The organism is Phyllobacterium sp. CCNWLW109 (assembly GCF_037203905.1).
Lineage (GTDB): Bacteria > Pseudomonadota > Alphaproteobacteria > Rhizobiales > Rhizobiaceae > Phyllobacterium > Phyllobacterium ifriqiyense.
This window is the reverse complement of record NZ_JBBCBK010000001.1, coordinates 294,828-308,096: the sequence shown is the minus strand read 5'-3', so window position 1 is coordinate 308,096 and position 13,269 is coordinate 294,828. Positions and strand designations below refer to the sequence as shown.

Below are 13,269 nucleotides of genomic sequence, written 5' to 3'. Positions count from 1 at the left end.
GTTCCATGTAGAGGCGTTATGACTCCAGCAATCACAAAGACGTCCGGTTTTTCGGCACTGATCTTCTCATGTCTGATCGGTACTTCTGGCGTCGCTCACGCGCAGGAATGCACCCTGATCATGGACGCCAAAACGGGCGGCACAATCAAGGAGCAAGGAAACTGCGATACTCGCGTCACTGCCGCCTCGACTTTCAAGATTCCGTTGGCGCTCATGGCGTATGATGCCGGTATTCTCTCGAACAGCCATGCTCCACTATGGGATTGGAAGCCCGGCATGCGAGCGCCTGTGCGCGATCAGAAGCCGGTTGATCCGACGATCTGGCAGGCCGATTCTGTTCTTTGGTACTCGCGCGAAATCACCCGTCTGTTGGGAGCCGAACGCTTCTCGTCCTATGTGACCCGCCTTGGCTATGGCAACATGGATGTTTCGGGCGATCCAGGGGCCAAGAACGGGCTTTCGCAAGCATGGATAACCTCCTCACTCAAGATTTCGCCCCGCGAGCAAGCAGTCTTCATTCAGCGATTGCTAACACAGCAATTGCCGGTGGCAGCTGGCGCCCATACGCAGACAATGGCAATCATCCCTACCTTCAAAACGAAATCCGATTGGCTGGTACACGGCAAAACTGGAAGCGGGTGGCATCGCAGCTCGAATGGCAAAGTTCAGAAAAACAAGCCCGTTGGATGGTTCGTCGGTTGGGCAGAGCACCAAGGTCGCACGATTATTTTTGCAAGATTTGGAATCGGCACTGTTGATGGCCGGCAGGGGCTGGTTGAACGCGACAATTTGCTGGCCGCTTTCGAAGCTCTGTAACGCAGACAACTCGGCTGCCCTCTGGGGAACTGTCTGCAGGAATTGGGTTGCTTTTAAGCGTTTGTACAAAAGCGCTTCCACCAGCAACCCTTCCTTTGAAAATCTTGATAATGTACGATTTTCGTGCACCTTCAATTGTACCCCACATGTCTACAATCGAGCAGATCTCCATGCGATATCGCTTGCGTCGTGATCGCGGAAAGCGAGTGAGCTGCGAAAAAGGCAAGTTTGCGCTACTGCCTGCGCCAAACAGTCGATATCCCGACAGTTTCCGACGCTTACTGAACGGGCTGCCTGTTTTCCCTGATGTCCGAACTGTAACCTCGACGCGCCCTTGTCAGTATCGAGCCCTATGCAGGCAATAGGTTCAATGGGAACCTTAATGCGTGGCTGTGATCCACCGGGTTCTTACCGGAACCACAGAGAGGCACGACAATGAAAAAGTTATTTGCAATGGCTGCAACGTTGATGATCACAAGCTCAAGTGTCGCATTTGCGCAGGACGCAGTGATCATGGAAGTCCCCCAGCAAACCCGCGATTACGTAATCGCCAACCCCTCCGATCCTGTCGTTATCGACGGCGATCTGACTCAAGGCTATGTCATTCCGCAAGATGTCGAACTTAGGCCCATTCCTGATAGCACTCAATATGGCTACGTCTATGTAAATGGTCAGCCAGTTATTGTCTCTTTGGAGAACAGGAAAGTCATTTACCTGTCAAAATAGTGAAGACGGTCCATAAAACGGGCGTGAAGCACAAATTTTGATGGGTCAGGGCGAACGGTCGTGCTGATCCATTTTTAAAGACAGAACGGTTCGCAAAGAAATCCATGTTCGACGGCTTCAAACTTGAAACAATAGAATTGAACAACGCAATATTGCGGGTTCGGCACTGGGGCTTTGGCCCAGCGGTAGTGCTCTTGCACGGGCACCCGCGAACTCATCCAACATGGCACAAGGTTGCGCCCCTCTTTTACTGTGGTTTGCCCGGATCTACGGCAAGCACCGCTACCGAAATTCACCTGCCTCATACCCACGCCAAGTTACCCAGCGGGAGCAATACTGCGTCGGATCCATGCAAGCCGGCTTGAACCGAACTAGCTTCGCCCAGGCAGCCTCGCGGTTCACCTTCAGCTGACCGGGATCGGCAAGAGACTCGTTCATTCGTGCGACACACATCCAACGCCGTCTTGGCTGTGCAAGGTTAGGCTCTTGCGAGCGGTCGCAACCCCTCACGATGCAAACTTGTCGCCCGTTCACCGTACCTCAGCCGCCACGGAAAGTAACGTGAACGTCCAAGACACTGCGCTCGCTGTCGCTAGGCGACAGATCGACGCAATCGCTGGATCGAAGCCGGCGAAGTCCTCGACGTTCACCGGAAGAAGGCGCCAGAGAAAAATTCCACGCCCTATTGTATTACGTTCATAATTCTATATTATGGTCGTAATATCGCCGGTGAGACGCTCATCCGGTGATCGACGAGAATAGAAACCCAACAGAGGATTTCTCATGCAAAAAGAAACAAAGTCAGACCGGTCCAGCGAAGGGTGCGGTTTCGCGGAAATCGGCGTCGCACAGGCTGCTCGCGCATTGAGTGATGGCGCCTTCTCGGCGGAAACCTATGCCGAGGCGCTCTTGCAGCAGGCTCGGGAGCAATCGGAACTCAAAGCGTTCATTACGGTGGACGAGGAGGCGGTCATCGCCTCGGCGCGCGCAGCCGATAAAGCGCGGTCCGCCGGCGCTTCCGACCCTTTGCTTGGTGTTCCTCTTGGGGTGAAGGACAGTTATCTGACGAGCGGGTTGCGTACGACGCTCGGCGTCAGCAATCTGACGGGCTTTGTACCCGCACACGATGCGGGCGTGGTCAGTGCCGTCAAAGACGCCGGCGCGATTGTTTTCGGCAAGAATAACCTCGTCGAAATGTCATTTGGTTTGACCGGAGACAATGGCCCCTACGGGCAGGTAAAAAATCCTCACGCGCATAACCGGGTCAGTGGCGGCTCGTCGAGCGGCTCCGCCGCCGCTGTAGCCGCAGGAATTGTCCCTGCGGCTTTCGGGGGAGACACCATCGGTTCGATCCGTGTTCCGGCGTCACTCTGTGGTGTGGTGGGATTCAAGCCGACGACGGGGCGTTGGCCACGAGACGGTGTCGCTCCAATTTCGCATGTTCTCGACACGACTGGTGTCTTCGCTCGCTCAGTCGAAGATTGCGAATTGATTGATGAGGTCGTGACCAAAACGTCTCCATCGACAACATCCGAGCCCGCCGATCTCAAGGGCGTGAGATTTGCATATGCTCCAAAGCAGTATCTTGATGTCGTCGACATCGAAGTCGAGGTGCGATTCAACGAGGTTATCCGCAGACTGCGTGATGGCGGTGCTGAGGTTGTTGAAATCGATCTTGGTGATGAGTTTTCGGCCCTCGCCAACACCACGACCTGGGATCTATTCTTCCGTGAAACGAGAGAAGCAATCGTCGGATTTTTGCGGGATAACGGAGTACCGACCTCGTTCGACGAGATCTACACAGATCTGAAGCCAGGGCTAAAAGATGTTTGGCAGCATCTGGTGCTGCCGACGGGAGCCAAGTGGCTGACACCGAAGGCATATGAGAAGGCGCTAAAGGTTGACCGACCCCAGATCCAGCGCCTGTTCGCTGACGGGTTTGCGAAAAGTGGCGCTGAGGCACTTATCTTGCCAACAACTCCCTGCACGGCGCCGGAGATTGGCAAGGAAAACGAGTTCCTGATCGCGGGCAAGCAAGTGACCTTCGCGGCACTGGCGAACAACACCATACCGGCGAGCGCAGCAGGCCTCCCCGGCATCAGCATACCGATGGGCAAATTGAGCGACAACCTTCCGATCGGCCTTGAGATTGATGCTCCCAGTGGTAGCGATCGTCGCTTGCTGACACTCGCGCGTCGGGTGGAAGCGCTCAGTATCTCGTCTCTTTGAAACGTAACCTCGGTTGAGGCAGCTCGCCTCAACCGACCACAAGAAGGTATGTAAAATGACCAAGGTCACAGACATCAAAACGATCAATGTCGAACATGTCACGATCCACTCCAGCAAAGATTTCAGTGCTGTCAAATCAAAGCTGGAAGGCACCATCCCTCGGATAGATGATGGGATTTTCACGCTCTTGCGTTACGGGGAATCGGCTCGCGCACTTCAAGAATTGGAGGCTCTACCGGCACTCTCTATTTTTGGATTCAGGGATCACGGCGCGGTCCTTCAGGTGGCTGGTCTACAACGTCAGGCAATCCAGTACGACATCGGAAATCCATTGACCGCATCGAAGATGACCCGACATGCCTTGTCGGCGGGTCTTTACGCACCTATTCGGGTACTCCTGCGCGAAGACTCGGATGGTGTCGCATTTGAATATGATCGGCCGGTCACCACCTTCGGCCAGTTCGCTAATCCGCAGGTTGACGAAGTTGCCCAAAAGCTCGATCAGGACTTGCTAACGGCTCTTGAGAATGCCGCATCCTAAGGTACGAGAACAGTATATGCTTATTGACGTAAATCGCATCAGTCAGGCATCGCAGGAGGAAACAGATGCGGTTTGAAAAAGGTCATAAAGAAAATACGCGGCGTCGGATCGTCGACGTCGCGTCCAAACGCTTCCGCGCCGATGGAGCTGCCGCATCAGGGCTCGCGGGGATCATGACGGAGGCTGGGCTAACAAACGGTGCATTCTACGCTCATTTCGATTCGAAAGAAGCACTCGTGAAAGAGGCCATGGTGACCGCCCTAGCGCATCGGCGGGAAAATCTAGAGCAGGACCGGAAAGAGGAGCACGATTTTGAGAGCGTCATCCGCAACTATCTGAACGTAGATCATATGCTGGCACGCGAAACCGGCTGTCCATCTGCTGCACTTTTGCCCGAGATCGGCAGACAGCCTAAGATGACCCGTGCGGCATATGAGGATGAATTAAGCAAGTTCACAGAGGTTCTATCTTCGAAACTTCCCGCTTCGGTAGTTGCCTCGCGGAAAGAGAGATCAACAGCGATCTTCGGTTTGATGGTGGGAACCCTCCAGATTGCCCGAGCAGTGTCCACCCCTGAAACGGCTTCGAGCATTCTGGAGGGCGGTGTTCAAGCGGCATTGTTACTTGCAAGGTCGTAGCAAAGACTGAATTGCATCGCACGATCAGGCAACCGGAGCAGCCGGAGCCTGCCTTCCGACCGCTTGAACGGAACAACACGCGAAAGTCGATCGTTTATCTTTGTCTCGGGTGGGACAGCCCGGTGGACTGTGCTCCATTTGACTGAGCGCCTTGATTAAAATTGAACGCACGGTCCACGAATTACTGCTGCGTTCAATCACGGAAGTTGTTAGGAAACCTTCCTTTGAAAATGCCGATAATAGGCTAATTTCGCGCATTTTTGATTGTTGCATAAAGATCTACAATCTCGATTAAAAACCTGGTTTGTCTACGATATCGAGCATGGCAGGTATTTTCGATACTCTGTGGACAAGGACCATCAGTTGTTCTGGCAGATAGAAGAGTCTTCCAAGGGCGGATCGCTGGAAAGAGTCGATATGGCTCTCGAACGGTTGCGCAGGAGCCGCTTATAGGCTGACATTGTTTCCGGGGCCGGCCACTTTTGCGCCCGATAACCCCGTTTGGGTTTCGGGTCGACTGGCACGATTTTCAGCCGACATAGCTGAGGGAATGCCAGACGCCGATGTAAATCGCTACGCGGCGCTGGCGAGCACATTATTGATGCTCACAGAATGTCTATCGTGCAGCTTCTTTTGCATAGGCACCGGGCGACTTGCCAACGTGGCGGGTAAACGCAACGCTGAACGCGCTCGCCGAGCCGTAGCCGACCCGTTGTGCGATCTCGGCTGTCGCTACATCCTTGCCAAGAAGCTCCTTCGCAAGCGCCATTCGCCAGCCGGTTGCGTATTCCATCGGAGCAACGCCAATCTCACGGCGGAAACGATCGAAGAACGTCGACCGCGACATTGCCGCATCCTGCGCCAATGCTTCAACCGTCATGCTGCGTCCCGGATCCGCGTGGATCCGGCGCAAGGTCGGTGCCAGCAGCGGATCGGCCATGCCGCGCAACAACCCGGGAGGCGCCGCCGCCCCGCCCGCCGATCGAAGCGCTTCGATCAGCAGCACTTCCAACAAGCGGCGCAGTACCATCTCGCGTGCCGTTCTGTCGGCCCGGGTCTCGTCGTTGATCATCCGGACGAGTAGCATCAGGCGTTCCTCGCCATGCACATGGATGACTTCCGGCAATAGCGAGACGAGGAGTGACTTGTCGTCCGAGCCAAAAGCACAATGGCCGACCATCGCCACGAGCTCGGGCGGCGCTTCAGGATCTCCCAGACGAAAGACCCCCGGACTGGTTTCGAGACGCTGGGCAGGCGCTCCACGAGGCGGCGGCTCCAGACTGCTCATCATGAACGAGAATATCTCCGGAACCAGCACGAAGTCGCCCGTTGTCAGCACTATCGGCTCGCGACCGATGATCGTCATCAGGCAGCGCCCTTCCGCAATGGCGCAATAAAATGGGCTTCCAAGCTCCTTACGCTCGACAAGCCACTGACCTCCACCCGTCACCAGCTTGGAGATCGACGGGGTCGGCTTGAGCAAAGAGACGACTTCGGCCACTGGGTCGGTCATTTTCGGACTTCTGCTAATAGAACTCGGACAAATGAGAATAGCAAGTCCAGGCATGATAGTCCATTTAGACAGGAACATTTATCCAGGAGACAATCATGCCAAAGATCCTCATCACCGGCTGCTCTTCCGGCTTCGGTCTTGCCATCGCCAAGACGTTTCATTCCGAAGGTTGGAGTGTCATTGCCACCATGCGCACGCCGCGCAACGACCCGCTCCCCTCACATGACAGGCTTAAAGTTCTGGCGCTGGATGTGACCGACGCGCAGAGCATCGCGAATGCGGTCGAAGCGGCGGGCCCTATCGATGCTCTGGTCAACAATGCTGGCGTCGGTATGCTCAGCGTGCTGGAAGGCACCGAGATGTCGAAGATCCGCGAACTGTTCGAGACAAACGTTTTTGGCGCGATGGCCATGACCAAGGCCGTTCTGCCGCAAATGCGAGACCGCCGGTCGGGCGTCATCGCCAATGTCAGTTCCAGCGTCACCATCAAGCCGCTTCCGGCGCTGTCGGTCTATAGCGCCAGCAAGGCGGCCTTGAATGCCCTTACAGAGAGCCTCGCGCTCGAGGCTGGCCTGTTTGGTGTGCGGGCTAAACTGGTCCTGCCAGGCTCTGCGCCGACAACAGGCTTCGGGAAGAATGCCGTTGCCCGGATGGGAATGAATATCCCCGAACCCTACGCCGCATTCGTTCAGGATTATCTGACGACGCTGCGCTCCGGCACTGAATTCACAACCCCGGAAGACGTGGCTGAAGTCGTCTGGCGTGTCGTTACGGAACCGGACGCGCCGATGAAAACTCCAGCTGGCGCAGATGCGCAGCGATGGTTTCGCGAAGCCGGCCAATCCGTGACGCAGAAGGACATCCAATAATGAACAATCTGATCTTTCGCGACACATCCCCACGCCCGAGGCCGCGCTTATCGTCGCTTACACGCCGATCCGTCTGCCGATGGAGGGCCGTCAACCGCTATGAGCGAGCGGTCCTCCTTTGATAAGTCCGGAGCACGGCGATTCTGGCGAAGTCATCGATACCAGTGACTAACAACGCCGCTCTTGGCGCGGCTTCAGCACCAATCACCACGGCGTGGTCCACTTCCCTATCCATAGCAGCCGACCGCACGCCCCTGTGAACACTGTCTCACTTTTACGGGCAAGAATCTCGATTTTAAAGGCAAAATATCATGTTCAATGGCAAAGCATCGCCATTGATTTTGTTGAGTTGCTCATCTCGCCTTTAAGGGCAAAGCGACAGTTGGATCCCTCGGTGTCGTGCGACCGAATGCTGAGGAACATCCTTCATACATGAATCTCGATACTACTTTGTCTGATCTTATCTCCCAGCGGCCCGTCCGGGACCGAATCCGTCACGAGGATATCGACATCCCGCAGTGAGCCAAGCTTGACAAGAGCGCGTTTGCCAAATTTGCTGCTATCGACCGCCAGCAACGTTCGGTCCGATTGTGCAAGGGCCGCCGAAACGGCGGAGACCTCGCCATGATCGTCATCGCAAATATCACCATCATCATCAATGCCGCTGACTGAAATGACCGCATAGTCGAACTTGAACTTGCGGATGAATTCGGCTGTGTCCTCGCGAAAGACCCCGCCATCCACTGGCCGCACGAAACCACCGGGAATGGCCAGCACGAAGTTTGAATTCTCGCTGAGGATGGTGGCAACACGCAGACTATACGTTACCACGCGCAGATTGCACCGCCTTACAAGCGCATGGGCGATTGCCTCGCAGGTTGTGCCCGAATCGAGGAAGACTGCCGCGCCATCGGGAACGATATCGGCGACCATTGCGCCGATTCTCTCCTTTTCGGGCGCGTTATCAACGCGTCTCTGGCGGTAGATTACCGGATCGACCGGCGTTGCTATCGCCGCTCCACCATGCAGCCGCCGCACTTTGCCCAATTGTTCGAGAGCCATGATATCGCGGCGCGCTGTCTGCGTCGTCACCGAAAAAAGCCGCGTGATCTCGTCAATCGAAATGTAATGGTTTCGTTCGATATAGCGCAGGAGAAAAGCCTGTCGATGTTCTTTCTGGCCGCCCTCGCCGGCTACGGCTTCCCCGCTCGTCATGCCATTTCCTGTAATTTTCTGAATCTGCGCCCACAGCTATTTGCTGCCTAATTTTGGTGAATGCAAGGTTCTCCCCATCAATGTTGTCAAACTGACATAGATGATCACTAATGTTGCCAAAACAACATCATTACTACGTCTTCCACAACTCTTAGCGCAGGGCCGCCTTATGTCGAAAAAGCCAAAAAACAACCGGATGATGTCAGCCGCCAGGATCGGCGTTCTTGCCAGCGCTGTCATGGTTCTGGAAGCAGGAACCGCGATGACGGCGCTTGCCGCTGATGCAGGCGATAATACGCTCCGGATCATTTCTCTCAACACCTGGGGGGCAAGGAATCTCAACCCAACGGCCTGGGATCTCTTCACCAACGGCCAGTATGATGTGATCACGATCCAGGAGTACAACGGCGCCTACGGCAGTGACCTTGTGGCCAAGCTTCCATCCTATTTGTTGCATAGCAATAGCGACACCGGGCTGGCGTCGACATTGCCAATGACGACCGGACTAGGTGGCGTGCAGAAAACACCCTTTATCAAAATAGACGCCGATGGCGGGCGTCCGGTGACTATCGTTGCCACCGAGCACCTGAATTATTGGGATGATCCATTCGATCACCGCGTCAGGGAGGCGAAGGAACTCAATGACTGGGCCAGAAGCGAGGTCAACCCCATCCTCATGACGGGTGATTTCAACGCAGGCGATATTTCAGAACGCGGCCTCCTGGAGGAGCCTCAGCAGGAACTGATGCTGGATCAAGCAAGATCAACGGGGAATGCGGATTATAAAGCATGGGCGTTGCAGTATGTCGCGCGCAACCATCCCATCGGCTCTGCGGAATATCAAGCCGCCGAAGCTTACATTAACAAGACTTCCCAGACGCGTCCCATCGGTCTTTTTACTGACGAGATGTATCCTGTTGCCGGAAATACGCCCAACACGATGAACATCCTTAAAAAGGACTACCAAATTCTTCAAAACCCGGAGGACCGGGAAAAATTCGCGCCGCACGAACTGGCAGATGGAAGCACGACGTGGCCCAGCATCGGCGAGGACGACGAAGCGTTCAAATGGCCCTCGTGGGGGCGTACCCAGATCGATCATTTCGTAGCGTCTCGTCCTTATGGCAAATGGTGGAAGCTGGAGGACAAGCCCAATGACCAATATGTCGGCGGCGTTCTTGGCGAATCGGTAAGCGTCGCTCCCAATGGAATTCCCCTCTCCGACCATGAGGCGGTAGCCCATGAACTGCGCTGGAACGGTCCCCGTGTGCAAGAAATCCCTGATGCGGATGGCAAGGTGCAACTGATTTTCGACAGCGGCGCCAGCGGCTTCGATGGCGCTGGCGAGTTCAGGCTTTCGCGCAATAACAACCGCAGCGACGTTTATCTCGGACAATTGGCGGATGCCAACGGCACACCAATTTATCGTCTGCCGGAAACAGTCCCGCAAGAAGCCATCACACAGGATCAGCTGGCATATCTGGTTTCCAATGCAATCTACGACCGAGACGGAACCGCCCCCGGGTTTCTCGAACAGTTGAAGCCCTTTATTCCCGAAGACAAGATGGAAATCTTCAACCAACGCCACACTGAACTGCTCGATTCAACAGGCGAGGGCTATTATCGCACCGTCATCAAGAGCTATTTCGAGGCGCATCGCGGTCAGTATCCCGGCAAAGCTGCTTACACCGACCTGAGCTGGGAGGATTGGGGATATATCCTCATGGACCACGTGAAGGCGGATGTGACGTTCCAGACCGTAACGAGCGACTTCACCAAGGTCCAGAAAAACTGGGAGGAACTGCGAACCGCCCTCAACCTCGATGACCCGGCAGCGCGGGCTGAGCTCAGGCGGCTGACGGGTATTGATTTTGAAAATGATCCTTACGCACCGCTGAAACTCCAACTCGCCTGCGGCGATGTCAAGCATCTTTCCCTGCAGGGCGCACGCGATATGTGCGTGGATGATCACAGCCGCTTCAAGGATATCGTCATCGCCAACGGCAAATCCGTGGTGATCGATGAAAGCGAGGCGCTGGGCTCAGCCGACGGAACCATCACACTCGCCAATGGCGGTATCCGCACAGCGGGGCCGGACGACAAATGGGCCAGTTGGACCGCTCCTGTCACCAGGATCGACAAAGCGGTCCGACTAGAAGGGATGGGTTGGATTGATGTTTCGCATCCAGTGGTGCCGGTCGCCATGGTTCAGGCGATTTCTGGTCCGGGAATTCTGGAGAAGCGCGGCGTGGGCGCACTCGACCTTATGGCCGTCAACACCTACACCGGCGGCACCGTGGTTGCGGCTGGTACCTTGCGCGCCGGTATGGCCAAAGCATTCGTCGACAATACATCCTATACGGTCAACGCGGGTGTGCTCGATCTCAACAATTTCCATCTCGTGGCTTCCTCGCTGTCCGGCAAAGGCGGCACGGTAAAGCTCGGCAGCGCCACCCTTGACCTCAATCAGACACTCAATACCCGCTTTGATGGCACGATCGAGGGTACAGGCGGACTGACGAAGAGCGGCGAAGGTTGGATTATTTTGAATGGCGCGAACAGCTATACCGGCGCGACGGCGGTCAATGGCGGCGGGCTTGTCGTCGGCGACAAGGATCATTCGGGGGCGCGTCTTGCAGGCCAGGTAAACGTGGCGACGGGCGGGACGCTCGGCGGTGCGGGCACTATAGGCGGCGTGACAGTTGCGAGTGGTGGGACGCTCGCTCCCGGCAACAGTATCGGCACGCTTTCGATTTCGGGTGATCTGGTGCTGAAAAACGGTTCGACCTATCTTGTCGATATCGCCCCGGGCGGATCCAGCGACAAGGTTGCGGCAGGCGGAAAGGTTACACTTGAAGGCGGCGATATCTACATTGCCAAGCTCGCCGGCACCTATATGCCAGGACAGCGCTACGCGATCCTTTCAGCCGGTGACAGCATTACCGGCAGGTTCGGCGATCTGAGCCAGAACATGCCGTTCGTTGATATGGACCTCGCTTACGACCCGCGCAATGTTTATCTCGACATTGCCCGCAACGATGTTGCCTTTTCAACTATCGGCCTTACGCGCAATGAGAAAGCAACCGCCGCAGCCATTGAAGCTCTCGGCGCCGGCAACAAAGTCTTCGACGCCGTTGTCATGCAGGACAGTGAAACGAATGCGCGCGTGGCGTTCAGTGAGCTCTCGGGGGAGATGCACGCATCGGCAAAAACCGCACTCATCAATGACAGTAACCTTATCCGAGACGGAATAAACGATCGGATCAGAGCGGCCTTCAACGATGTGGCAGCGGCGCATGTCCCGGTGATGGGCTTCGGGCCAGACGCCAAGCCGCTTGGCGTGCCGGACGACTCGCCAACTATGGCAGCGTGGGCGAGTGCTTTCGGCAACTGGAGCGAGACGAATGGCGACGGAAATGCTTCCGATCTCGATCAAGTAACGGGCGGATTTATCACCGGCTTTGATGCGGCGGTCGCAACAAACTGGCGCCTGGGCGCATTGGCCGGATATAGCCGCTCCACCTTCGATGCGAAAGGCTCCGGCGAGAGCGACAATTATCATGTCGGTGTCTACGGCGGGGGGCGTTTCGATGCTCTCTCTTTCCGCACCGGCCTTGCCTACAGCTGGCATTCGATTGAAACGTCCCGCTCTGTAGCCTTTCCCGGTTTTGAGGATCGCCTCAAGGCCGACTATGACGCCGGAACGTTCCAGGCCCTCGGAGAACTGGGCTACCGCATCGACACACAACGCGTCTCATTCGAGCCTTTCGCTAATCTTGCTCATGTGCGGGTAAAGACAGAGGACTTCAGCGAGAGTGGAGGCTCGGCGGCGCTGGCGGCGGAAAGCGAGACGACCAGCACGACCTTCACCACGTTGGGACTGCGGGCCGCTGCGCCCTTTACACTCGCTACCGTAGAGGCGGAAGCGCGCGCCACGATCGGCTGGCAGCACGCCTATGGCGACACCACCCCCCTCTCCACGCTCGCCTTCAACGGCGGAAGCGCCTTCACTGTCGCCGGCGCGCCGATTGCAAAGGACACAGGCCTTATTGAAGCAGGCGTGGATGTGAAACTTGGCAACAGGACCACATTCGGGGTCTCATATAGCGGCCAGTTCGGCTCGGATGTGAGGCAAAATGGTGTAGATGCACGGTTCAGTGTGAAATTCTGACGAACTGAAATTTGCATGGTCGGGCAGTTTGAAAACGAAACTGGTTAAGGGCTGGATCCGGTATAGGACCCAGCCCTTTGTGTGTCATTTTGATCCTGCAAAAAAGGGATGTGTTCTTCGATGCCTTCCTTGATGCTTGTGGTCATCTTAAGTTTGTACCCCACCTCTACGATTGCACTGAGGGCTGGCACCAATTCTTCACCCAGCGCCGTCAATGCATATTCCACAGATGGAGGCGTGGTCGGTTGAATGGTGCGGTTTACAACGCCGCGTGCTTCCAGTTCCTTCAGACGCTGCGAAAGCACCTTGGCGGATACCGGCGGAATATCAAGTCGAAGTTCGCTGAAGCGGCGTGGCCCGGCGCGCAGATGCCAGATCACATTTGGCGCCCAGGCGCCGGCAATGATTGCCATGCACTCGGTTAACACACACGGTTCGGGTGGGGCAACGCTTCTGTTTTTCCGGATCTTGAGGCTCATTTGAATCACCAGTTACCGCAGGGAAACTCGAATATGAAGTAACTGATAGAAACCAAGTTGGCAATGGTAACG

At 55.9% G+C, this 13,269-nt stretch carries 10 protein-coding genes and 1 pseudogene; 8 read left to right on the top strand and 3 right to left on the bottom strand.

The genetic code is table 11. The features are described 5' to 3' along the window. Positions 1-18 precede the first annotated feature (18 nt). From blaOXA to V9K92_RS01445, 6 genes and pseudogenes are all read left to right on the top strand, one after another. A complete protein-coding gene (gene blaOXA / locus V9K92_RS01470; protein ID WP_337353000.1) occupies positions 19-816 on the top strand; it encodes a class D beta-lactamase in 798 nt (265 codons plus the stop codon). Between the two features lie 435 nt (positions 817-1,251). Next, positions 1,252-1,542: a DUF1236 domain-containing protein gene (locus V9K92_RS01465; protein WP_337352999.1), complete on the top strand. Its 291-nt coding sequence runs from the start codon at positions 1,252-1,254 to the stop codon at positions 1,540-1,542. 104 nt (positions 1,543-1,646) lie between these two features. Next, positions 1,647-1,815 (top strand): annotated as a pseudogene (locus V9K92_RS01460) (alpha/beta fold hydrolase); the annotation flags it as partial. Positions 1,816-2,325: 510 nt separating this feature from the next. Beyond that, positions 2,326-3,771, top strand: a complete 1,446-nt coding sequence (locus V9K92_RS01455) for an amidase family protein (protein WP_337352998.1) — start codon at positions 2,326-2,328, stop codon at positions 3,769-3,771. Between the two features lie 55 nt (positions 3,772-3,826). Further along, the gene (locus tag V9K92_RS01450; protein WP_337352997.1) at positions 3,827-4,312 is read left to right on the top strand and encodes a DUF302 domain-containing protein; all 486 of its coding nucleotides are present in this window, start codon (positions 3,827-3,829) and stop codon (positions 4,310-4,312) included. 65 nt (positions 4,313-4,377) lie between these two features. Then, positions 4,378-4,950 carry a TetR/AcrR family transcriptional regulator gene (locus V9K92_RS01445; RefSeq protein WP_337352996.1) on the top strand — a complete coding sequence of 191 codons (573 nt, stop codon included), beginning with the start codon at positions 4,378-4,380 and terminating at the stop codon, positions 4,948-4,950. Between the two features lie 616 nt (positions 4,951-5,566). Here the strand turns inward: V9K92_RS01445 and V9K92_RS01440 are convergent. Then, positions 5,567-6,463 carry an AraC family transcriptional regulator gene (locus V9K92_RS01440; RefSeq protein WP_337352995.1) on the bottom strand — a complete coding sequence of 299 codons (897 nt, stop codon included), beginning with the start codon at positions 6,461-6,463 and terminating at the stop codon, positions 5,567-5,569. Positions 6,464-6,558: 95 nt separating this feature from the next. Here V9K92_RS01440 and V9K92_RS01435 point away from each other — a divergent pair, with 95 nt between their 5' ends. After that, entirely contained in the window at positions 6,559-7,332 is a 774-nt protein-coding gene (locus V9K92_RS01435; protein ID WP_337352994.1) for an SDR family oxidoreductase, read from the top strand. 426 nt (positions 7,333-7,758) lie between these two features. On the opposite strand, the gene V9K92_RS01430 is transcribed toward V9K92_RS01435, so the two are convergent. After that, positions 7,759-8,547, bottom strand: a complete 789-nt coding sequence (locus tag V9K92_RS01430; protein ID WP_337352993.1) for a DeoR/GlpR family DNA-binding transcription regulator — start codon at positions 8,545-8,547, stop codon at positions 7,759-7,761. 169 nt (positions 8,548-8,716) lie between these two features. On the opposite strand from V9K92_RS01430, the gene V9K92_RS01425 reads away from it, so the two are divergent. After that, on the top strand, positions 8,717-12,718 hold the full coding sequence (locus tag V9K92_RS01425) for an autotransporter domain-containing protein (protein ID WP_337352992.1): 4,002 nt from the start codon (positions 8,717-8,719) through the stop codon (positions 12,716-12,718). A gap of 44 nt (positions 12,719-12,762) precedes the next feature. Here V9K92_RS01425 and V9K92_RS01420 read toward each other — a convergent pair whose 3' ends face one another. Next, positions 12,763-13,197, bottom strand: coding sequence for a winged helix-turn-helix transcriptional regulator (locus V9K92_RS01420; RefSeq protein WP_337352991.1), 435 nt, complete (start codon positions 13,195-13,197; stop codon positions 12,763-12,765). Positions 13,198-13,269: the final 72 nt, after the last annotated feature.

Excerpts from the sequence above, each read along its gene's own strand:
- blaOXA (WP_337353000.1), top strand. The coding sequence starts at position 19 with ATGACTCCAGCAATCACAAAGACGTCCGGTTTTTCGGCACTGATCTTC.
- V9K92_RS01445 (WP_337352996.1), top strand. The coding sequence starts at position 4,378 with ATGCGGTTTGAAAAAGGTCATAAAGAAAATACGCGGCGTCGGATCGTC.
- V9K92_RS01420 (WP_337352991.1), bottom strand. The coding sequence starts at position 13,197 with ATGAGCCTCAAGATCCGGAAAAACAGAAGCGTTGCCCCACCCGAACCG.
- V9K92_RS01450 (WP_337352997.1), top strand. The coding sequence starts at position 3,827 with ATGACCAAGGTCACAGACATCAAAACGATCAATGTCGAACATGTCACG.
- V9K92_RS01425 (WP_337352992.1), top strand. The coding sequence starts at position 8,717 with ATGTCGAAAAAGCCAAAAAACAACCGGATGATGTCAGCCGCCAGGATC.
- V9K92_RS01435 (WP_337352994.1), top strand. The coding sequence starts at position 6,559 with ATGCCAAAGATCCTCATCACCGGCTGCTCTTCCGGCTTCGGTCTTGCC.
- V9K92_RS01465 (WP_337352999.1), top strand. The coding sequence starts at position 1,252 with ATGAAAAAGTTATTTGCAATGGCTGCAACGTTGATGATCACAAGCTCA.
- V9K92_RS01430 (WP_337352993.1), bottom strand. The coding sequence starts at position 8,547 with ATGACGAGCGGGGAAGCCGTAGCCGGCGAGGGCGGCCAGAAAGAACAT.
- V9K92_RS01440 (WP_337352995.1), bottom strand. The coding sequence starts at position 6,463 with ATGACCGACCCAGTGGCCGAAGTCGTCTCTTTGCTCAAGCCGACCCCG.
- V9K92_RS01455 (WP_337352998.1), top strand. The coding sequence starts at position 2,326 with ATGCAAAAAGAAACAAAGTCAGACCGGTCCAGCGAAGGGTGCGGTTTC.